Consider the following 21,583-nt stretch of genomic DNA (forward strand, 5'->3'; position numbering starts at 1 on the left):
TAGCGATGTCAGATTCTGAATATGGTGGATATAGTGTTTATACAATTGAGTTAGGAAGCTCAACTAGAGCAGAGGTCTGCTTTAATGATGGAAATGGTAATTGGGATAGTAATGGAGGTTCTAACTATTTCTTTAATCAAGGAATTTCGACCTTTAACTCAGGAACAATCACTGCTGGTTTACCTATAGTAGATACAACTGCCCCAAGTATTCCAACTAATTTATCAGTTGATACTATTACAGCTACTTCGATTTCATTAAGCTGGACAGCAGCAACAGATAATGTAGGTGTAACAGGTTATGAAATATATAGAGATGGAATAAAGGTGGCAACTTCAACAACTACTACCTATACAGATAGCAACTTAAACCCTAAGACAGCTTATAGATATACAGTAACAGCTTATGATCTTGCAGGTAACGTATCAGAGTCTAGTAGTGCTGTAAGTGGAACTACTGCTGAACAAGGTGATATAACTCCTCCAACAGCAACTCCAAGTTTGGAAGCAAAAAGATATCCTGACCCTATAACACTAACCTTTGAGGTTAGTGATAATGAAGACCCAGCTCCAATACTATACTACACTACTGATGGTAGCCAGCCTCAACCTATAGAGAGTGAGAGATATTATGGAGAAAGAATCGACATCAATGTAAGTACAACAATTAACACTCTGGCAGTTGATGCTTCTGGAAATACTAATGAAGTAAGATTTAGATATTATATTGGACCTGGTCCAGATAAAGTTGACTTTAGAGAAGAGACTATTTACTTTTTAATGACAACTCGCTTCTATGATGGTGACCCAAGTAATAATGAATATTGCTGGGATGGTGAGAAGGCAGGAAATGTTGCTAATAATGACCCAGCATGGCGAGGAGATTTTAAAGGGTTAGCAGAGAAGTTAGATTATATTAAAGCTCTTGGCTTTAGTGCAGTTTGGATAACTCCTGTTGTCAAGAATGCTAGTGGTTATGATTATCATGGTTATCATGCAGTAGACTTTAAAGAGGTAGACCCACGTTATGAATCTGATGACTTTAATTATCAAGACTTAATTGATGCAGTTCATGCTAAGGGTATGAAGATAATTCAGGATATAGTTCTTAACCATTCAGGAAACTTTGGAGAAGAGAACTTATATCCATTGTTTAAAGAGGATACTAGTGGTAACTATATCGGTCTTGACAACCCAGATAACTTAACAGCTAATTTAAAATTAAACAGTGCTGCTCAAGCTTATGAGGGTGGAGATTATAGCACTATCACTCCAGGGCAACAATATGGGGCAAGAATTGCAGCGATGAAAGAGGATGACCAAGATACTGAACATATCTATCACCATGAAAAGAGCTTGCAGTGGGAGGGATATACAGTACAGACGGGACAGATAGCAGGAGATTGTGTTGATTTAAATACAGAAAATCCTGATGTAGCTAATTATTTAATACAGGCTTATGATAACTATATTGATATGGGAGTAGATGCTTTCCGTATCGATACTGTTAAGCATATCAGTAGATTAACCTTCAACAAGTACTTCAATCCAGCCTTTAAAGAAAGAGGCGGAGATAAATTCTTTATGTTTGGTGAAGTGGCAGCGCGTTATCGCCAAATCTGGAATAGTGGTATTCCAGCTATCTCAGTTCCTTTCTATACATGGAAAGAATCAAAGGATTATTCATGGGGAGATAGACTGACTAACAAAGCTTCTGTAGAGCAGCATTGGGCAGATAATAGTTCTGTAAACAATGAGCCAACTTCTAATAATGCTTTCTTAGATGGAAATTCATATCATCAGCCTGATTGGTCTATGCGTTCTGGTTTAGATGTAATTGATTTTCCAATGCATTGGAACTTCAATAATGCTTATGATGCCTTTGGTGTTGCTTTAAGTGGAGATAAGTATTACAATGACGCTACTTGGAATGTAACTTATGTAGATTCTCATGATTATGCTCCAGATGGAGCTCCAGAGAATGAAAGATTTGCTGGCAGTCAAGAGACTTGGGCAGAGAATTTATCTTTAATCTTTACTTTCCGTGGAATTCCAACTATCTATTATGGAAGTGAAGTAGAGTTCCAAAAAGGTATGCCAATCGATGTAGGACCAAATGCCCCATTAGCTGAAACTGGAAGAGCCTATTTTGGAGGCCGCATTGAGGGGAGTATAAATGTAAGTGACTTTGGAGAATATTCTAATGCTACAGGTGCAATAGCTGATACATTGAATTATCCATTGGCTCAACATATCAGAAGTCTAAATCTAATTAGAAGAGCTGTACCAGCATTACAAAAAGGTCAGTATTCAACAGCAGATATCTCTGGTAATTATCTAGCTTTTAAGAGAAGATATACTGATGACAAGGTTGATAGTTTTGCCTTAGTAACTGTTTCTGGAACAGCTACCTTCTATAATATTCCTAATGGAACCTATGTAGATGCAGTAACAGGAGATACTATCAATGTAACAAATAATACTTTGACTGCAAATTGTTCTGGTAAAGGTAATTTAAGAGTGTATGTTTTAAATGGTTCTGCTAAAGTTGCAGACTATGGACCATATTTAAATTAAGATATTTTAAAGATTAAATTTTAATATTCTCAAGGTTGATACCCTTGGTATTGACCTTGAAAATATTATTTATTTGAAAGAGGGGGAATATTATGGATTTGATTTGGGGTAAGAGAAAATTTCTTTTATTATTATCACTTATGATATTTCTAACAACTTTGATGATATATACAGATAATGTATCAGCAGCAAATACAGCAACAATCTATTATAAAAGAGGGTATGCAGCACCGTATATTCATTATAGACCAGAGGGTGGGTCTTGGACTGCAGCACCAGGGATAGTAATGAAGGATTCGGAATATCCAGGATATAGTGTAGCTACTCTTGATTTAGGGAATGCAACTAGAGTAGAGGTATGTTTTAATGATGGAACTGGTAGCTGGGATAGTAATGGAGGAGCAAACTATTTCTTCTCTCAAGGAGAATCGACTTATGATTCCGGAAATATAACTGCTGGAACACCTCAAATTAACACAGCTACGATCTACTATAAGAGAGGATATGCAACACCATATATTTATTATCGACCAGAAGGTGGAACTTGGACTACAGCACCAGGTGAAGCAATGGAAGATTCTCAATATGCAGGATATAGTGTAGCTATTCTTAATTTAGAAAGTGCAACTAGAGCGGAAGTATGCTTTAATGATGGAAATGGGAATTGGGATAGTAATGGAGGATTGAATTATTTCTTTGATCAAGGTGTATCGACTTATGATGAAGGGACAATTACTATTGGAGCACCAGTATCAGATTATCAAGCACCAACTGCACCGACTAAGTTAGTAGTTAATTCAATCACTTCTTCTTCAGTATCATTAAGCTGGACAGCATCAACAGATAATATAGGTGTTGTAGGATACGAAGTATATAGAAATGGTATTAAGGTAGGTACAGCAGCTAATACTACCTATACAGATAGTGGATTAACACCCGAAACAACTTATACTTATACAGTAAAGGCATATGACGGAGCAATAAATGTATCATATGCAAGTAACAGTGTAGATGTTACAACTCAAGCTGGAAATACTGTAGTTAAAAACCATCCTATGAAATTGGGAGCAGTATATTCTCCAACTGAAACTGATTTTAGAATCTGGTCACCAGACTCTAGTAACGTCAAGGTTGTAGTAGATGGAATAGAGTATACATGTCAAAGAATTCCAGATTTTGATGGATATACGGATATTTATGGAGTGACTATTTCAGGAAATCTACATTTAAAAGAATATCAGTTTAAGATTAATGGAATTGGTGTAAGAGATCCTTATGGGGTAATGGTAGTACCAGGGACAAATACTAATGTTGTTATAGATTTAGCTCAGACTGAACCAGATGGAGGATGGGCAGCAAGACCTACTCTTGTTAACAGAGAAGATGCAGTAATCTATGAAGTTCATGTAAGAGATTTTACAATAGATGATACTTCAGGAGTATCCCCAGATAAGAAAGGTAAGTTTATGGGAATGGTAGAGTCTGGAACCACTTATCAAGGTGTATCAACTGGCATAGATCACTTAAAAGAGCTAGGTGTAACTCATGTTCAGATAATGCCATTTTATGACTTTGCAACTGGAATGTATAATTGGGGTTATGATCCTGTAAACTATAATGTTCCAGAAGAGCAGTATGCTATGGATCCATATGATTATGTTGGTAGAATTAAAGAGCTTAAGACAATGATTAATGAGTTCCATAAAGCTGGAATTAGAGTAATAATGGATGTTGTATATAATCACACTTATAGTAATAAGATGTTTGAGAATATTACTAATCAGTATTATACAGGTAACAATGATTCTGGCTGTGGAAATGCTATAAATACAGGGATTCCTATGGTAAGTAGGATGATTCAGGATTCTTTAGAGTATTGGGCTAGAGAGTACAATATAGATGGATTTAGGTTTGACCTTGTAGGAATCTTTCATTATAAAGAGTATGGAAAATGGGGAGACCGTTTGAATAATCAAGTATTTCCAGATAGAAATATCTTAATGTATGGAGAACCATGGAATGGTTATTGGGCTGACCCAGAGGAATATTTAAAGGTTAGAATGGGTAAAATGCCAACAGTTGCTTATGCTCATGTTGGAGTATTTAATGGTAAATACAGAGAGAACATCAAAGGTGATAATGATGGAACTGGTACAGGATATATGTTCAATAATCTTCCATCTTGGAGAGATGCTATAGCTGTTGGTGCAAGAGGCTCTATTATGGCAGTGAAATCTACTAATCCACTCCCAGATAATTGGGATTCTATGTTTGCATATGACCCAGAGCAATCTATCAACTATATCTCTGCTCATGATAATTATGATTTGTGGGATAAGATATTACATGTTGGTATTAAGGATGTGGGACGTGCTAGAAGAATTGATAAATTTGGAATGGGAATCATATTGACCTCTCAAGGTATTCCATTTATTCATGGTGGAGATGAGATGCTAAGAACGAAAGTAGCCGATGGGGATTGGACATATGCTCATAATAGCTATAATGCTCCAGATAAATATAACTCTTATAAGTGGAACTTGAAGGCAGAGAATGCAGATGTATTTAATTACTATAAAGACTTAATTAAATTGAGAAAGAAGCATCCTGGATTAAGATTGACTACTTGGGATGAAATCAATAATAGGGTTGATACTTATACTTGGGATAATGGAGCTGTAGTATCATATATTGATGATGATAATAACTTATCTAATGGAAAAGAATTAATAGTTGTATTCAACCCTGCAAACAATATTACAATTTCTGAAGCTCAAGGTTGGAGAAAAGTCTTTGATATAACTGGTGCTAACCCAATTGATCAAAGTAATACTGCAGAAGGAACCGCTGTAACGGTGTTTGTCAAGTAATTAATGGAAAAATAGAAGAAAGGGTTATTATTGATTAACTTTTTCTTCTATTCTTACATTTTAAAGCTAGAATTATAAATATACTTCTAACTGAAGATTTGTCGACTAATTATACAAATTTGAACTTATAGCATCAGATTATATTAAAATTTATATATGAAAGAGGGAATACAAAGATAATCTAAGTGGTAACTCTTATAAGGAGGTGAGGATAAACTAGCTATTCTATCCTAATATAAAGGGGGGGTTAAGGGTATAGCTCTATAGAACTTTGAATTTGAAAGGTTGACTGTACTATTAGGTCTAAGTAAGATTGTTTAGATGAGTTGAATTGTTAGCCTTGGTTATTAGTTAGATAAATAAATTTAACCTAGAAGGCAATCTTAATCGATTGCAAATAATTAATTAAAAAGGTGGAATTCAAATGATGAGAGAATTTAAGAGTAGAAGAGTAGTCTTATTAGCGACACTTGCTTTACTTATGTTAGTTTTTGTTGCTCTGCCTACAGAAGCAGCAGATTTTAATGGAGTAAAAGTACATTACAAGGATATGAATGGAACACCAAGTATCTATACCTGGATAGGTACAACGACCCCATCAGGTGCATGGCCAGGTTCAGCAATGGCATCAGAGGGAGATAGTTGGTATGTAGCAAGTTTTGAAGGTTATAGTTCTTTAAATATTATCTTCATTCCAAGTACTGGAGGTCAAAGTGCAAACCTATCCCGTAGCCAAGGAGAATGGTGGTATAAGGATGGAACATGGTATGACCATAATCCTCAGGTAGCTTCAGAAATAACAGTACATTACAAGGATATAAATGGAACACCAAGTATCTATACCTGGACAGGTACAACAACTCCATCAGGTGCATGGCCAGGTTCAACAATGGCATCAGAGGGAGATAGTTGGTATGTAGCAAGTTTTGAAGGTTATAGTTCTTTAAATATTATCTTCATCCCAAGTACAGGGGGGCAAAGTGCTAATTTATCCCGTTCTACAGGAGAATGGTGGTATAAAGATGGAACATGGTATGATACTAAGCCAGGTGGCTCAAATAATGTAACAACTGCTGATGTTGATAATTTGAGAATCTATCAAGTTATGGTAGAATCTTTCCAAGATGGAGATAGTAGTCGAAATTATGGTGCTGGTTATGGTCCTAGTAATCATAATGGAGATTTAAAAGGTATTACTAATGCTTTAGAGTATATTAAAAGCTTAGGAGCAAATGCAATTTGGATGACACCTGTATTTAATTCTGTAAGTGGTGATGTTAGAGGTCAAGCAACAGGATATTTTGCTGATGACTATTACAATGTTGACCCTAACTTTGGAACGAACCAAGATTTAAGAGACTTAATTAATAAGGCACACAGCTTAGGTATGTATGTCTTCTTAGATGGAGTCTTTGGTCATCATGGTGCTAATCCAATCAATGGAGTAGTAGATGGTGTAGCCCAATGGTATGGTGCAGAGACTGTTTATCCAGGAAGTTTAGAATACTTTAAGAATGTGGCAAAATATTGGATTAAAGAGTATGGAATTGATGGATGGAGATTAGACCAAGCTTATCAATTGTATCAAAATGGACACAATTATTGGCATGAAATCAAGGCAGCAGTAGAAAGTGCAGCTCAAGCACGTAAAGATAGTGGAGAGAAATGGGGAACTTTAGGTTATATGGTTGGAGAGATTTGGAAAGGGCAGAATGAAATTAATCAAAAAGGATATAGTCAAGATGGTCTAGAATCTTGCTTTGATTTCCCAATGCGTTACAGCTTAGTTCAAGTATTGGCTACTCAAGAGCATACAGATCAGAGTGGTGCTTATGGTCAGCCAGCTTCAGTATTAAATCAGGGACTTGCAACCCATGATATCTATCCAAGTTATGCACATCCAAATTTAATGTTAACTAATCATGATTTAGTTAGATTTGGTGACTTGATTCAAAGAGCTCCAAACTTAGGATATGGTAAAGAGAATAGCGATTACTGGAAACGATATAAAGCAGCTTATAGCTTTATGGCAGCATATACAGGGCCAATTACAATTTATTATGGTGATGAAATTGGTCGAGAGGTTGAAGGCTTTGTTCATGAAGGAGACCTTGGTCTTTATGATGATCATGTCTCTAGAGATAATGGTAAGATTTCAGGGTTTACAACTCAGGAAAGTGATTTGAAGAATTATATTACACAATTAATGAATATGAGAGCAGAGCATCCTGCATTGTGGAATGGTGATAGAACAAATTTAGTGGCTAATCAAACTCAGTATGCAGATCTTAAGATTGATTTAGCTAGTGGTGAAAAGGTAGTTTATGTTTTAAATACAGGAACTCAAGCAACAACTATTTCTATCTCTTCTAGTCAAATTGGAGGAAATAAGCTAGTAGATTTATTATCTGGTGATGTAATTAATAATTCTGGAACCTACTATATAAATGTAGCTGGTTTATCAGGAAGGTTCTTACTTGTTCAATAATTTAATATTATATTATTAGGGATACCTTTATGGTATCCCTTTTCTTATTTTAGTCTAAGTTTTTAATATTTATTATATTGGTATTGGTGCTTTTAGAACTATTAATTATACCATAGAAAAAGTATAAAAATAAAGGGAAAAATTTTTTTGTTTAGAAATAATTACTATAAGGAAAGTTTTTAAGTAATTAAGAATAGATATAAATCAGAACCTTTTATCACTGTATCAATTTACTTATACATCCATTTAATTCTGGTTGAATAATAAAATAGGATTCGATCTTGAAAGATAATTTTAAAATAAAAGGTTTTATTGAAGGAGGGGGAGGATTTGGAATCACTATTATATGATGGAATTAAATTATATTTAAAGCAGTCAGCCCATGAGTTGTTATCAGCAGAAGAGGAGCAGATGCTTGCTAAAAGGATATCTGAAGGTGATGAAGAGGCTAAAAAGATTTTAATTAAATCTAATTTAAGATTAGTTGTAAGTATTGCTAAAAAGTATTTAGGTCAAGGGCTTGATTTTTTAGATTTAATTCAGGAAGGTAATTTAGGCTTAATGCAAGCTATTAAGAAATTTGACCATCAAAAGGGATATCGATTCAGTACTTATGCTACCTGGTGGATTAGACAGAGAATTAACCGAGCCTTAGCTGATAAAGCTAGGACTATCAGAATTCCTGCCCATGTTTGGGAAGTGATGAATAGTTATTTAAAAACAATAAATATATTATCAGGAGAGTTAGAAAGAGACCCTAGTGTAAAAGAGGTTGCAAAAGAGATGAATATATCTGAAGAGAAGGTGAGGTTAATTAAAGAGTTATTACAAGAACCTGCTTCTTTAGATAGTCCTGTTGGTGAGGAAGATGACTTCTTTTTAGGAGATGTAATTGAAGATTCAACGATGCCTACTCCAGATCAAATTACTTATGATATGTTACTAAGAGAAGAATTAGATGAAATATTAGATACAATACCAAAAAGAGAGAAGAGGATTTTAGAGTTGAGGTTTGGGCTGTTAGATGGCAGGGCTAGAACCCTAAATGAAATTGGTCAAGATTATAACTTATCTCGTGAAAGAATTAGACAGATAGAGAAGAGAGCCTTAAAAAGAATGAGACATCCTACTAGAAGTAAGAAGCTAAAAGATTTTTTATAGAATAAAGTGGCTTAAGCCACTTTATTCTTAATTAAGGGAAGGTATTTTGGTAACTGTTATCTAGAGTAGTAACTTTTTATGGGTATATTGCGACACTTTTTTACTTCAGTGTATAGTTGATAGTTGACAGTTGATAGTTAAGTTCAAAACCATTTAAATATAGGTTTTTAGTCCTTTAACTATCCACTATACACTATCAACTATCAACTCAAAAGTGTCGCTTTTTCATTCTATTGTCTCAATTTCACCACTACACTATAATATGCTTATAATTAAGCTAGCCTTATTTTATCTGTTTATGCTCTCATAGAATTGGATAATATAAAAAGTGGTATTATCTATTTATCTTTCACCTAATTATTGGCTTGATAATTTCTGTTAGATTCTCCTAAAGTCACTAAAAACACTGAGGGGATTTTGCTTTTAGTTTTAAATTTTAGTATAATAAAAATAGTGTTTTTAATTGTAATAAAAGTACTATTAGGCTATAATTGCTTATAGATAAAGGGAAGCGATAGTAATTATTAAAGGATAAATATTATCTTTCTCAAATAGAGTTAGCTAAAGCTAGAAATTAAGAGTTGGAAAGGGAATGATAGTTTATGAATTTAGAAAAAGATTTAGTTATAGCAATTGATGGACCAGCAGGAGCAGGTAAGAGTACAGTGGCTAAGATTATAGCAGAAAGGTTAGGCTATATCTATATTGATACAGGTGCTATGTATCGGGCATTAACTTTAAAAGCTTTGAGTAAAAATTATAATTTAGAAGATGAGAAAGAACTAGGAGATTTAGCGGGGAGTACAGATATCAAGTTGGTTAAAGAAGGGGAGAATAATTTAGTAATCCTTGATGGGGAAGATGTAACAGCAGAGATTAGAGATAATAAGGTTAGCAATAATGTCTCTGTAGTTGCTAAGGTAGCAAAGGTAAGGGAAGAGATGGTAAAACTACAAAGAGAGATGGCTCAATCTGGTGGGGTAGTAATGGATGGAAGGGATATTGGTACAGTGGTATTACCTGATGCTGATATTAAGATATTCTTAACTGCTTCTGTTGAAGAGAGGGCTCAAAGGCGTTATGATGAATTGATAGAGAAAGGTGAGGACGTTAATTTAGAACAGATTGAGGCTGAGATTATCCGCCGTGATAATATAGATAAGAATCGAGAAGTAGCTCCTTTGACTGAGGCAGAAGATGCTATTTATGTCGATACAACGAAGTTAGATATTGGACAAGTAGTTGAGGAGATATTAAATATCTGTCAGGAGGTATAATATGGGCTTTACATATAAAGCAACTTGTGTAGCTTTAAGAGGATTATTTGGCTATGGAGCAGGTTGGAAGATTAAGGGGTTAGAGAATATTCCCAAAGACGGTGGGCTAATAGTAGTAGCAAACCATCAAAGTAACTTTGACCCACCAATCTTAGGCTGCTCTTTAAATAGACATGTACATTTTATGGCTAAAGAGGAGCTTTTTGATGGATTTATTAAAAATGCATATATGAGGGCTGTAGGTTCCTTTCCTGTTAAAAGAGGGGCTGCAGATATGGGAGCGATTAAGACAGCTCTAAAGTTATTAAAAGATGGTCAAGTATTAGGTTTATTTCCTGAAGGTACTAGAAGTAAGACTGGTAAACTAAGAAAAGCAAAGCTAGGAGCAGTGATGCTAGCAGTTAAATCTAAAGCACCTATTGTGCCTGTAGGGTTAAAAGGAACTCAACATCCCTTTAAAGAAGATTTAGAAATTAATATAGGTAAGCCCTTTACCTTAGATGAATTCTATGAACGAAAGTTAGAGAAATCAGAGATGAGAGCTGCTGGAGAAGTAATTATGGCTAAAATAGGTGAATTGTTAGAGAAGTGAAGAATGACAGGTAATGAGTAAAGATACTGAAATTTAAGAGAAATTAGATTAGAAAAAGATATAGAGGGATATCCCTCTATATCTTTTTCTTTATGCAGTTGCCATAGCACGACACTCTGTAGCACATTGGCGACAGATATCTGCACAAGCTTGGCAATGATTATCTTTAAATTTATCACATTCATCAGCACAAGCATCACAGATTTCTGCACATAATCCACAGACTTGGCTAGCATATTTACTATTACCTGCCATGTACTTAGCAGACATAGCACAGATTCCGATACAATCTAACAATAGGCTCATACACTCAACTCTAGCATCTACATCTGGTTCATGCATACAAGCATCTAAGCAGAACTCACATTCAGTCATACATTTGTTACAGATGTCAATACATTTTTGATATCTGTCCATATGTGTTTGCATTGCTGTAGTCATAAGTAATTGCTCCTTTTTTTCTAATTTTTATTTTACAATAATTATTATTAGAAATAAAGAACAAAATTATACATAATCAATTATAGGATATTTGCTTATCTTATAATCGAATCAATCTATGATGTGTAAATTTAAAATTAAGCTTAATGGGGATAGTGCCCCACTTTTTATAAGTGTAAGTTGGTGTGTGAGTGTGAGTGAAATTCAATAGAAAGGCACTTCACACACACTCACACTCGACACGAAGTGTCACATTCTCTCTCTATAAAGACAGATTTAAAGTCATAAATTTATAATGAGGATTAATAAATTCTAATAATCAGTGAGAAATAGATAATAGACCTTTCTCTCTTTACTACCTACTAGTCACTGTGTGATACTGATCACTATCTATAGTTATAATCTTTATTCTCTTTCTCCTCATACATATTATTATCGGCTTCTTTAATCAAATCATCTATACTATATCCATCCTTTAATCGGGCTGATCCGATACTTACATCTAGGTGCTTAAGAGTTGAGTCTTTTTGCTTCCATTTTTTAAGAGAGTTTCTAATCCTTTTGATTATCTGTGCTGTTTCTCCTTCAGTAGCTCTTAAAATTACTGTGAACTCATCGCCTCCTAAACGGCAAGCTATATCAGATTTTCGTATATTCTCTTCTAGTAATTGGGCAAATTCTTGTAATACTCTATCACCTGTCTGGTGACCATATTTGTCATTTATTATTTTGAAGTTGTCTAGATCTAGCATTAAGATAGCTAAAGGTGAAGATTTATCTCTAGTATATATTTTTTCTAATTTCTCTATAAAGCTTTTGCGATTATAAAGACCAGTAAGTGAATCAGTATGTGCTGATTTCTTTAACTTAGAATAGATTCTATCATAGGGGTGTTCTATACCTTTAATAGCAATTTCATGGAAGATTAGAGAATAAGAGATGAGTTTAAAGATATGACCGATAAAGTTCATAATTCCATAAACATCATTATATAAAGTAAAGCTCAGCTCTGATAAGATTGTAAAGACCATAGAGAATAAGAGTAACTTATACATTGAAGAACAAATATTCTGTTTGTTTATATGGAAATTATAGATACCAGCTATTAGTATTATAGAGATAATATATTCACTAATTATTTTAAAGGTCGTTAGACCTTCTCCTTCGATAAAGCAGTTAGGAAAATTTTCTAGCCAGATAATACTTATTATAAAAAAAGATGTAAGTAAAGAATAGACTGCAGCAATACCTAACCTTGAAAATTTTCTGTGAATAAAGCAAGGTGCAATAGCCAAGGAGAAAGCTTCAAGATAACGGCCAGCTATCCATAATTGGGTAGGGTGATTAGGGGTTAGATTATTAAAAATCATAATTCCCTTATAAGTTATAAGATGAAAAAAATCTAGTGTCCCTACAAATAGATAGGATATTCCCAAAAATAATAGATAATTGTTCTGAGAGTGTTTGTAGGTTCTAACAGCTATGATATATATAATAGCTGAAATTACTACTGCCCATCCTTCTACAATCGTATGAAATAATAGATAGTTTTTGCTACTGATTATAAATGCTAGAAGAAGGCCAATTAATATCTTGAATAAATTTTTATTTGAAGAAAAATTATCATTTACTATATTCATAGGCTATTCCTCCTTGACATAACGTGTTAAGTTTAACCTGATAACTACTTATTTCGACATTAATAAATAAACCCCTTTTAATAATAGTAATTAATATCAAAAAGATACCAATATAGAAAAATTAGAGATTGATCTCAGTGAGTCTATATCAGAGTTTCTATAGGTATGTGGATTTAAAATGAAACTTAATGGGGATATTGCGATACTTTTAAAATTAGCGTGAGTGGGTGTGTGAGTGTGAGTAAACCCCAATAAAAAGAAGTTTCACACACACTCATAGCTCACACTCGACACAAAGTGTCACACTATCTTTCTATTGTTTCATTCTAAAGTTGTATACTAAAATAAGGGTGCTATCTGGCACCCTTAAATAAATATTAAGATAAAAGTTGATATTTTGTACTATTAAGCTGATAATAACCCAATCCATAGAATTAGCAAGGTGCTGATTAGCCACAGAAGATATCTACTTAAATCACCATTATGAAGATTACTTAAGGTTTGACTTAAGTAGTTGACCCCCTTTTCTAAAAGAAGATAGTAATCTGGAATAATAGCCTTATGGTCATGAGGTGTGATAAGATCATGGGCTACCTTAAAGATGATGATAGCTATGATAATTGGTTCTATTCCTTTCCAGATATACTTTAGGGAGAAGTAATGAATATCAATGTCTAAAGCTAAGAAGTCTGTTAAGAGATTAGGCTTTAAACCAATCAATAGTATTAGAGAAGTAATTAAGCCCATAGCAAAGATCATAGCTTTATCTGATTTTTCATTGAGTTCAACCTCTTTATCTAGCTTTCTAAAGAAAGTAAAGTAAATTACCTTTAAAAAGGAAAGAGCAGTACCTATTCCTGCTAAATATAGACCCCAGCTTAAAATCGGGTTATGGACAGCTTTTTTAATGATTAATTTACTAACATGACCACTGAGGAAGGGAACTCCAGCAATCGATAGAGCTGCGATAATAGCATAACAGGTTAGTAGAGGAAGCTTTTTAGCTAAACCACCCAATTCTACAAGGTCTTCTTTGCCAGTCCTGTAGATTATCACTCCAATTACCATAAATAAGAGCCCTTTATAAAGAACATTATTAATTAGATGGATAACCCCTCCATTTGCTCCCAAAGCTGTTCCCACACTAATTGCAGTAATCATATAACCAATTTGGCTGATAATATGGTAGGATAAGAGCTTTCGTACCTGTGTCTGTCTTAAGGCAAAAAACACACCCAATATAGCAGTAATGATACCTGCATATCCTAAAAGCTTAGTTCCACTTAAAAGCCTATATAAGGCATAGACCCCTACCTTGGTGGTATAGGCTGACAAGAGCACACTGATATGAAAGGGAACATTGCTATAATTTTGAGGTAACCAGGTGTGTAAACCGATAAAGGCCAATTTAATTCCTACCGCTAATAAAAAGAAGGGTAAACCATACTCTATACTTGTCAACTCTAAACTACCTGTTTGAGTATACTGTAATAAGATTCCCCATAAGAGGCTAACTGCCCCCACCATCTGCATGATAAAGTAATAATAGCTAGTCTGTTTAGTGATGTGCTTTTCATTATTGAAGATTAAAAAGTAAGAACTGATAGTCATCAGCTCCCAACAGACATAAAAGGAGAAGAAATCTCCTACAAATAAAATTGCTATTGAGCTACCGATATATAGTTGGGATAAGGTGTAATACTTTCTATCAGCTAATTTACTAGCATAAATCATACTACATAGTCCAAAGAAGGCAAAGGCTAATCCAATTAGTTTGCTAATCTGATCGACCTTTAATAAGATTAAATTAAAGTCTAAAAAGGGGATGATTAAGCTCTGATTTTCAGATAGATTATAAATTAGTGCTATGGCTAGTAGAGAGAGAACTATAGCAATAAACTCTCTTGATTTTTCCTTAGTGAAGAATAATAATCCTGCACCAAGAAGATAGATGATTCCAGGATTCATGTTTACTTCACCTCCTTAGTAAAAGATTGATATAGTTATTTCTATTGATTAAAAAGTCTGGCAATGATGATAGTAACTTAGGAGCAAGACTAGGTAATAGGCTTAGTAATAAACAGAATAGCCCTAAAATTAAAGTTGGTAATTTTAACATTAGAGGCTCTTTAAATTGACTCTTTTCATCATTAGATTTAGAGTATAACTCTTTAATTACCCTGAGATAATAAATTAATGATAATAGACTGCCAATCAAGATTAAAAAGGCAGGTATAGAGTAGTTAGCTTCTAGCACTTGTTTAATAATCAACCACTTACTCACAAAGCCATTAAAAGGAGGTAGACCAATAATAGCTAAAGCTGCTATAGTAAAGATTAAAGATGAGTAGGGTAGAGTGCGTCCTATCCCTTTAAGTTTAGATATCTGGTCATCTTTAAGATTATAAATAAAGATACCAGTAGCTAAGAATAATGCCCCCTTCATTATTATATGATTAGTCAGATGATAGCTTCCTGCTATAATTGCTCCTTTATTTGCTAAAGCAAAGGCAATAATAATATAGCCCATATGTGCAATACTAGAATATCCCAATAATCGTCGAAGACTATTTTGCTGATAGGCTAATAGATGGGCAACCATAAAGGTTAATGTTCCCCAATAAATCAAGATATCTTGTAAGCCACTGTCTATAATAAATTCTACACCAAATAGGATGTAAACAATTCGGATTAAAGCATATAAAGAGGTCTTAAGCACAAGCCCTGATGATAAAGCAGTAAAGGTAACAGAAGCTTTGCTATAGACATCTGCCAGATAACTGTGTAAAGGAACTAAAGCAAATTTACTGGCAAAACCAATTAAATAAAAGCTTAAGATTGTAACCTTTAAATTCCTTGGTACCTCTTTAAATTTAACAGCAGCTTGGGCAAGATTTAATGTCCCAGTACTTTGATAGATTAAGATAATAGCTAATAAGATTAAAATGCCACTGATTGAACCTAAGATTAAGTATTTAAAGGCCCCTTCAAAGCTCTCTTTATCTTTATTGAGGGCTGCTAGAGCATAGGAACTAATAGAGACTACTTCAAAGAAGACATATAGATTGAATAAATCTCCTGTGATAACTATTCCTATAGCTCCAGTTAATAATAGTAAAAAGAGTGTGTGATATTTTGGCTTGTCTCTTTTAATAAATTTGATAGCATAAATAGTTACTAGATAAGCTAAAGTTACAATTGCTAAGAGAAATAAAGCTGAAAATGAATCTATCACCAAAGTAATACCTAATAAGGGACTCCAGTTACCGAGATTATAAACTATAGGTTCCTTGATGGCTTGATTAGCAACTACAAAGGCTAAAATGATATGAGCTGTAGAGCTGATGATTATAATGTGATTAAAATATCTTTTAAAGTATACTTTGATCAATCCTAAGCTAAAAGCAGTTAATAATGGCAAGATAATTAGCCAAATAACCCTATCCATTCTTTTCCTCCTAATAAGATATTATAATAATTAATGGTTTTTAATAAAAATAAGGGAGCTTTTTTTATCAACAATAACAAAAAGTTTGGAAACAGAGCTAACGGAAGATAAAAGAGTGATAAAAGCAGTGGTGCTAACTGGAGTTGATAAGAAATTTTTATAGAAGTTAACTCCTCTTTTACTTTACTATATAATAAAATAATTATTCTCAAATAATAACTTAAAGAGATTAGACTACCAAGCAAGATAGAGCTAGCAGGTATGATAAAGCCAGCCTTTAAAGCAGCATGGAGTAAGAGCCATTTACTGATAAAGGAATTGAAGGGCGGTAGCCCCACTATATTTAAAGCAGAGACGGTAAAGATAAAGCTACTAAGGGGTAGCTGATAGCCAACTCCCTTTAAATCACCAATATTCTTCTTCTTAGTTTTAAGGATAAAGATACCAGCAGTCATAAATAAAACCCCTTTGACCACAGCATGATTGATAACATGATAGATAGCCCCTTCTAGACCTCTTTCATTGAACAGCCCAATTCCAATCAGTATATAACCAATTTGGGCAATACTTGAATATGCCAATAACCTTTTTAACTTATCCTGCCTATAAGCTAAAAGATGCCCTGTAAAGAGAGTAATTACTCCACTATAAAGAAAAAGGTTATTAAAGTCTAATGCCAATAGTTCGTCCACTTTAAAGAGAATAAATAAGACTCGAAGTAGAGCATATAAGAATACTTTAATTACAACTCCAGATAATAAAGCACTGATTGGAGATGGAGCAGTTGAGTGAGCATCAGGTAGCCAAGTATGTAAAGGTACTACAGCAAATTTAGCCCCAAAGCCAATTAGAATTAAAACTGTAATTACCTTCTTAAGCTGTATAGGAATAACTCTAGCTGTGATAACTAATTGGGCTAGATTTAATGTTCCAGTACTTTGATAGATTAAGATAATAGCCAATAAGATTAAAATTCCACTAATTGACCCTATAATCATATATTTAAAGCTGGCCTCAAAGGAGGTATCATTCTTGTTAAAGGCTACTAGTACGTAGGAGATAATAGAGGTGATCTCAAAAAAGACATAAAGATTGAATAGATCACCTGTTAGAACCATACCTAGCATCCCAGTGATTAATAGAAATAAGAGGGTATAGTATTTAAGCTGGTGGTTTTTAATATAGCTTAGAGAATAAAGGATAATAATAAAGCTTATAAAAGCAATCAATACTGCCAAGATTCCTCCTAAGGGATCAATGATTAAACTTATCCCGATACCTTCTTTCCAATTACCAAGATTATAGACAAGAGGATGCTTGATGACCTGTATCAACAGCTCTATACTTAAAAGCAAGGTAATAAGTCCAGTGCCTAAGATAAATAACTTCCGAAATTTTGCTAAATATTTATCAATGAATAAGAAAGAAAATCCTGCCAATAAAGGAACTACTATCAAGAAAATAGCTGCTATCATCCCCGTAACCTCCTAATTTCAGAGATATCAAGAGTATTATAGTAGCGATTAAGCTTAATTGTCAACAGTAGCATTAATGCTGTGATACTAGCCCCGATTACAATTGCCGTTAAGGCTAAAGCCTGGGGGATAGGGTCAACAATAACTGAGTATTGTTTATCTATAATTGGAGCAGTTCCTGCTGGTTTATAGCTTAAAGCTACTAATAATAGAACTAAGGATGAATCCATAATATTAATCCCAATAATTATCTTGATTAAATTTGTATTCATTAAGATTGTATATAGACCCAAACAGAATAGAATAATTACTACTAGATAGATAAATTGCACTTTAAATTACTCCTCCCTTACTAAACGATGGAATATAATTGCTAAACCTGACCCTACTTTGACTCCAGTAAATAGATTTAAAATAGGGATGACTCCTGCACTAAGTAGTTGACCAGCTATACCTAAATGAAACCCTGCCCCTTCATTGGCTAAAAAGTTATCACCCATGATTATCCCTAAAATCCCTACAAGAATAAAACCAAGTGCACCAATACTTTCGATTAATGATCTTCTTTGTAAGGATTTTTCCTCTTTAGAATATCTAATTCCAAAGGTCATCTTCAATAGGACAAAGGTAGTAGCTATGACTACACCACCAGTAAAGCCACCTCCAGGTGAAAGATGTCCATAAAAGATTAGATAAAATGCTAGAATATATAAGAATGGGATGATAAAGCTGATACCTTGATAGACAATAGGTGAAAAGTTGGTATCAGAGACTAGAACCCTCTCTTTTGTTGCTAATAAGGAGATAGCAGAAACAGCGATAAAGATTACTGTTGCTTCCCCTAAGGTATCAAAGGCGCGATAATCAAATAAGATAGCGGTTACTAGATTGATAGCACCTGTTTCTTTGACACCATGTTCAATATAATATTCACTAATTTGAGCTTTATCATCTATAAATTCTTTAGGTTGAATTAAATCATAAAAGGTAAAGAATAATAATGACGCTAAAATTAGAATTAAAGCTAAGATATAGATTCTTCTCATCTTCTCCCTCCTGTTTTATCAATAGTAATGATAAAAAATCCTGTAGTAATTCCACTAGCAATAACGACTTCAGCTAAAGCTACGTCAGGAGCCTGTAAAATTACAAAGAGAATAACAAGGTTAGAACTGAGAATGGATAAAGCAATCAAGGAGCTGATTAGACTATTGGCAAATACAGCAAAAAAAGCAGTTAATATAATAAAAAATAATAGTAAATAGATTATAAGTTGAATCATAATAGACCACCATTCTTTTTCTCAGATAAGTCATCTCTGATTAAATTGGATTTTTTTGGAATAGATGATTTTTTAGAATAATAGCTTGCTCGAGCAAGGGCATGAGTAGTAACTGGATTAGTAATTACTAAGAAGATAATTATCAATCCTAATTTTAGAGAATAAATTGAAAGCCCTTTAAAAAAAATGATACCCAATAGAATTGAGATGCCACCACCTGTTAGGCATTTAGAGCCGATGTGTAGCCTAGTATAAAAGTCTTTAAATCTAAGCATAGCGATAGCAGTAACTAGAAAGAAGAAAGTCCCATTTATTACAAAAGCATATCCTAGTAATTTAAAAATTGTAATCCCTCCTTGCTTATCTTCCAAAAAATTTAGCCATAATCAATACATCTACAAATAGTAGTAGAGCATAAACTATAGCAACATCTATAAAGATTTGTCTTTGGAAGTAGATACTTAAAAGTACTAAGACCAAAAGAAACATAATTCCAATAGAATCAGCAGCAGCAATTCTATCAAACAAGGTTGGTCCTTTAATAACTCGGTAAAAGGTTAGTAAAGCTGAAATTAAGATAATAATTATTATAATCTCTATCATTGGAACATCCTCCTGATGATCTCTTCGAATTTACCAAATATATCTTCTTTAATTGCATCATCCTCATCAGATTTTAAATTTAAGCAGTGAATAAATAATTCTTGGGTTTCGTTACTCAAATCCATAGTAATTGTACCAGGAGTTAAAGTAATGGCATTAGCTAAGATCGTCAGTTTAATTAAACGATTCTTTTGACCTAAATTAGTTGGTAGCTTAACTATAGCTGACTTAAAAGGCCGTTTGGGATGGAGAACTAAATAAGCCACTTTATAACTTGATATAAAGATTTGCAAGCCTAAATAAGAGATATACCATAAGAATATCCAAGGCTTGGTAAGTATCTTTTTAGAAAACAGCTGGGTAAAGGAGCTATTAATAAATAAGACGACAATAGCTGAGATAGCTAGTCCAAGTATTAAAGAGGCCATGGAAAAATCGCCTGTGATAATAATCCAAACAGCATATAATAAAATGACTGTATATATATTATCCTTATCTATCATTTTCATTAAATATCACCCTAACATAATATAAAATTAAATTTTAGCAATTAGATGCTAGGTGGTAGTAAATCTTAACGCCAACATCTAATTTCTAAAATTATCGCAATATAACATTGATAATTAATATCGTTATTATTAGTTAAAATTCAAATAATTTTAGAGGAATTTTAAACTCTGGTGTTCCAGTAGAGTAAGGTGCAATCTCATAGACCTGAAAATATATAACTAGATCATTATCTTGGATATAAAAATTTGAATCTTGGGAAGGTATCTTAAGGTTTTGAGTATCATCAGCAAAATATAGTTCCTGGTGTTCTTTAATTTCATCTCTAACCTGATTATTAATAGTCTGCTGATAATCATTATTTTTTCCTAGTAAGTCTGATAAAGAGAACTCTTTTCCAGTACGGAGGTTTATATTAAAGGCTTCTTTAATATAACTTCCATGGGCACCACCGGTATATTCATAATAAGTAATAGTTAAACTAAGAAGATTATCGTTATTATAATGCACTTGATAGTCGGTAGAGACTTGATAAGGATAAATAGGAAATTCATACCTTTGAGCATCTTGACTATATTTTTTAGCTATTTTTGTTAGATTATTGCTAAAACTGATTATTTTATCTCTAAAATTTTTATTTAACTTAGCTTGCAATTCTTTATTTGCCATACCCTTTATCTGTGGTATTTTTAAATCAATTTTAATTAGTTCATTATCTTTTTTGATATTTTCTTTTTTTATCTTTATCTGTTTTAAAGGTTTAGATACCTTGTGAGACTTAAGTATTATGGGAGTAGTAGCATAAAGTGAATTAGAATATAGGAACATCACAGTTAATAATCCAATAAAAATTTTTTTCTTCAATTTGATTTACCTCCTAATCTAAACTTATAATCTTATAGTTTATATATATTTAATAATTCTAGATAATATTTAATCTTCCTCTTATAATTTCAATCAATTAGATTTAGATAGATATTTTTAAAGGTGAAGAAATTTTAAGCTTCTTATTTTGATATATTGGATAAACTAAAAATTGTTATTTAATATAGATTCGTGGATCTAGAATAAAATTTAACCATGACGTTATATAAAGATAAAGCGACACTTTGTGTCGCAGTGTGAGTGTGAGTGATTAGTGTGAGGAAGTTCAAAAATAAGACTTGCTTAGCTACGGGTTTAAACCCGTAGCTTATCGAGAATTTATGAAATGACCACAGATT

The 21,583-nt window shown here is 33.3% G+C and carries 18 protein-coding genes; 6 read left to right on the forward strand and 12 right to left on the reverse strand.

Annotated features, from left to right (window positions below; translation table 11 throughout):
* From ACTCDL_RS04640 to ACTCDL_RS04665, 6 genes are all read left to right on the forward strand, one after another.
* Positions 1–2,576 (forward strand): alpha-amylase family glycosyl hydrolase (locus ACTCDL_RS04640; protein ID WP_463174390.1); only part of this gene is annotated, 2,576 nt, incomplete at its 5' end.
* Positions 2,577–2,668: 92 nt separating this feature from the next.
* Positions 2,669–5,446 (forward strand): carbohydrate binding domain-containing protein, encoded by a 2,778-nt coding sequence (locus ACTCDL_RS04645; RefSeq protein ID WP_463174391.1) that lies wholly within the window; start codon positions 2,669–2,671, stop codon positions 5,444–5,446.
* Between the two features lie 424 nt (positions 5,447–5,870).
* Positions 5,871–7,934, forward strand: a complete 2,064-nt coding sequence (locus ACTCDL_RS04650) for an alpha-amylase family glycosyl hydrolase (protein ID WP_463174392.1) — start codon at positions 5,871–5,873, stop codon at positions 7,932–7,934.
* A gap of 330 nt (positions 7,935–8,264) precedes the next feature.
* Positions 8,265–9,095, forward strand: coding sequence for a sigma-70 family RNA polymerase sigma factor (locus ACTCDL_RS04655; protein WP_463174394.1), 831 nt, complete (start codon positions 8,265–8,267; stop codon positions 9,093–9,095).
* A gap of 602 nt (positions 9,096–9,697) precedes the next feature.
* Entirely contained in the window at positions 9,698–10,372 is a 675-nt protein-coding gene (cmk, locus tag ACTCDL_RS04660) for a (d)CMP kinase (protein ID WP_463174395.1), read from the forward strand.
* A 1-nt stretch (position 10,373) separates the two neighbouring features.
* Entirely contained in the window at positions 10,374–10,964 is a 591-nt protein-coding gene (locus ACTCDL_RS04665; protein WP_463174396.1) for a lysophospholipid acyltransferase family protein, read from the forward strand.
* 90 nt (positions 10,965–11,054) lie between these two features.
* On the opposite strand, the gene ACTCDL_RS04670 is transcribed toward ACTCDL_RS04665, so the two are convergent.
* The 12 genes from ACTCDL_RS04670 to ACTCDL_RS04725 form a co-directional block, all read right to left on the reverse strand.
* Positions 11,055–11,405 (reverse strand): four-helix bundle copper-binding protein, encoded by a 351-nt coding sequence (locus tag ACTCDL_RS04670; protein WP_463174398.1) that lies wholly within the window; start codon positions 11,403–11,405, stop codon positions 11,055–11,057.
* Positions 11,406–11,791: 386 nt separating this feature from the next.
* Positions 11,792–13,045, reverse strand: coding sequence for a sensor domain-containing diguanylate cyclase (locus ACTCDL_RS04675; RefSeq protein WP_463174399.1), 1,254 nt, complete (start codon positions 13,043–13,045; stop codon positions 11,792–11,794).
* 405 nt (positions 13,046–13,450) lie between these two features.
* Positions 13,451–15,013, reverse strand: a complete 1,563-nt coding sequence (locus ACTCDL_RS04680; RefSeq protein ID WP_463174400.1) for a proton-conducting transporter transmembrane domain-containing protein — start codon at positions 15,011–15,013, stop codon at positions 13,451–13,453.
* Between the two features lie 7 nt (positions 15,014–15,020).
* Complete coding sequence (locus ACTCDL_RS04685) at positions 15,021–16,493, reverse strand: complex I subunit 5 family protein (RefSeq protein ID WP_463174401.1); 1,473 nt, start codon at positions 16,491–16,493, stop codon at positions 15,021–15,023.
* Positions 16,472–17,968, reverse strand: a complete 1,497-nt coding sequence (locus tag ACTCDL_RS04690) for a complex I subunit 5 family protein (RefSeq protein WP_463174403.1) — start codon at positions 17,966–17,968, stop codon at positions 16,472–16,474. The genes ACTCDL_RS04685 and ACTCDL_RS04690 overlap by 22 nt, the downstream gene beginning before the upstream one ends.
* The gene (locus tag ACTCDL_RS04695; protein WP_463174404.1) at positions 17,965–18,300 is read right to left on the reverse strand and encodes a sodium:proton antiporter; all 336 of its coding nucleotides are present in this window, start codon (positions 18,298–18,300) and stop codon (positions 17,965–17,967) included. Before ACTCDL_RS04695 ends, ACTCDL_RS04690 begins: the two co-directional genes overlap by 4 nt.
* Positions 18,301–18,306: 6 nt before the next feature.
* The gene (gene mbhE / locus ACTCDL_RS04700; protein ID WP_463174405.1) at positions 18,307–19,014 is read right to left on the reverse strand and encodes a hydrogen gas-evolving membrane-bound hydrogenase subunit E; all 708 of its coding nucleotides are present in this window, start codon (positions 19,012–19,014) and stop codon (positions 18,307–18,309) included.
* Positions 19,011–19,250 carry a Na(+)/H(+) antiporter subunit B gene (locus tag ACTCDL_RS04705; RefSeq protein ID WP_463174406.1) on the reverse strand — a complete coding sequence of 80 codons (240 nt, stop codon included), beginning with the start codon at positions 19,248–19,250 and terminating at the stop codon, positions 19,011–19,013. The genes mbhE and ACTCDL_RS04705 overlap by 4 nt, the downstream gene beginning before the upstream one ends.
* Complete coding sequence (gene mnhG, locus ACTCDL_RS04710; protein ID WP_463174408.1) at positions 19,247–19,621, reverse strand: monovalent cation/H(+) antiporter subunit G; 375 nt, start codon at positions 19,619–19,621, stop codon at positions 19,247–19,249. The genes ACTCDL_RS04705 and mnhG overlap by 4 nt, the downstream gene beginning before the upstream one ends.
* On the reverse strand, positions 19,611–19,853 hold the full coding sequence (locus ACTCDL_RS04715) for a monovalent cation/H+ antiporter complex subunit F (RefSeq protein ID WP_463174409.1): 243 nt from the start codon (positions 19,851–19,853) through the stop codon (positions 19,611–19,613). Before ACTCDL_RS04715 ends, mnhG begins: the two co-directional genes overlap by 11 nt.
* Complete coding sequence (locus ACTCDL_RS04720; protein ID WP_463174411.1) at positions 19,850–20,362, reverse strand: Na+/H+ antiporter subunit E; 513 nt, start codon at positions 20,360–20,362, stop codon at positions 19,850–19,852. The genes ACTCDL_RS04715 and ACTCDL_RS04720 overlap by 4 nt, the downstream gene beginning before the upstream one ends.
* Positions 20,363–20,495: 133 nt before the next feature.
* Positions 20,496–21,224, reverse strand: a complete 729-nt coding sequence (locus ACTCDL_RS04725) for a DUF3298 and DUF4163 domain-containing protein (protein WP_463174412.1) — start codon at positions 21,222–21,224, stop codon at positions 20,496–20,498.
* Between the last annotated feature and the right edge of the window lie 359 nt (positions 21,225–21,583).

The sequence above is a fragment of the Orenia sp. genome (assembly GCF_055140805.1).

Coding starts and splice junctions, on each gene's coding strand:
- ACTCDL_RS04645 (WP_463174391.1), top strand. CDS start 2,669: ATGGATTTGATTTGGGGTAAGAGAAAATTTCTTTTATTATTATCACTT.
- ACTCDL_RS04650 (WP_463174392.1), top strand. CDS start 5,871: ATGATGAGAGAATTTAAGAGTAGAAGAGTAGTCTTATTAGCGACACTT.
- cmk (WP_463174395.1), top strand. CDS start 9,698: ATGAATTTAGAAAAAGATTTAGTTATAGCAATTGATGGACCAGCAGGA.
- ACTCDL_RS04665 (WP_463174396.1), top strand. CDS start 10,374: ATGGGCTTTACATATAAAGCAACTTGTGTAGCTTTAAGAGGATTATTT.
- ACTCDL_RS04670 (WP_463174398.1), bottom strand. CDS start 11,405: ATGACTACAGCAATGCAAACACATATGGACAGATATCAAAAATGTATT.
- ACTCDL_RS04675 (WP_463174399.1), bottom strand. CDS start 13,045: ATGAATATAGTAAATGATAATTTTTCTTCAAATAAAAATTTATTCAAG.
- ACTCDL_RS04680 (WP_463174400.1), bottom strand. CDS start 15,013: ATGAATCCTGGAATCATCTATCTTCTTGGTGCAGGATTATTATTCTTC.
- ACTCDL_RS04685 (WP_463174401.1), bottom strand. CDS start 16,493: ATGGATAGGGTTATTTGGCTAATTATCTTGCCATTATTAACTGCTTTT.
- ACTCDL_RS04690 (WP_463174403.1), bottom strand. CDS start 17,968: ATGATAGCAGCTATTTTCTTGATAGTAGTTCCTTTATTGGCAGGATTT.
- mbhE (WP_463174405.1), bottom strand. CDS start 19,014: ATGAGAAGAATCTATATCTTAGCTTTAATTCTAATTTTAGCGTCATTA.
- ACTCDL_RS04705 (WP_463174406.1), bottom strand. CDS start 19,250: ATGATTCAACTTATAATCTATTTACTATTATTTTTTATTATATTAACT.
- ACTCDL_RS04715 (WP_463174409.1), bottom strand. CDS start 19,853: ATGATAGAGATTATAATAATTATTATCTTAATTTCAGCTTTACTAACC.
- ACTCDL_RS04720 (WP_463174411.1), bottom strand. CDS start 20,362: ATGAAAATGATAGATAAGGATAATATATATACAGTCATTTTATTATAT.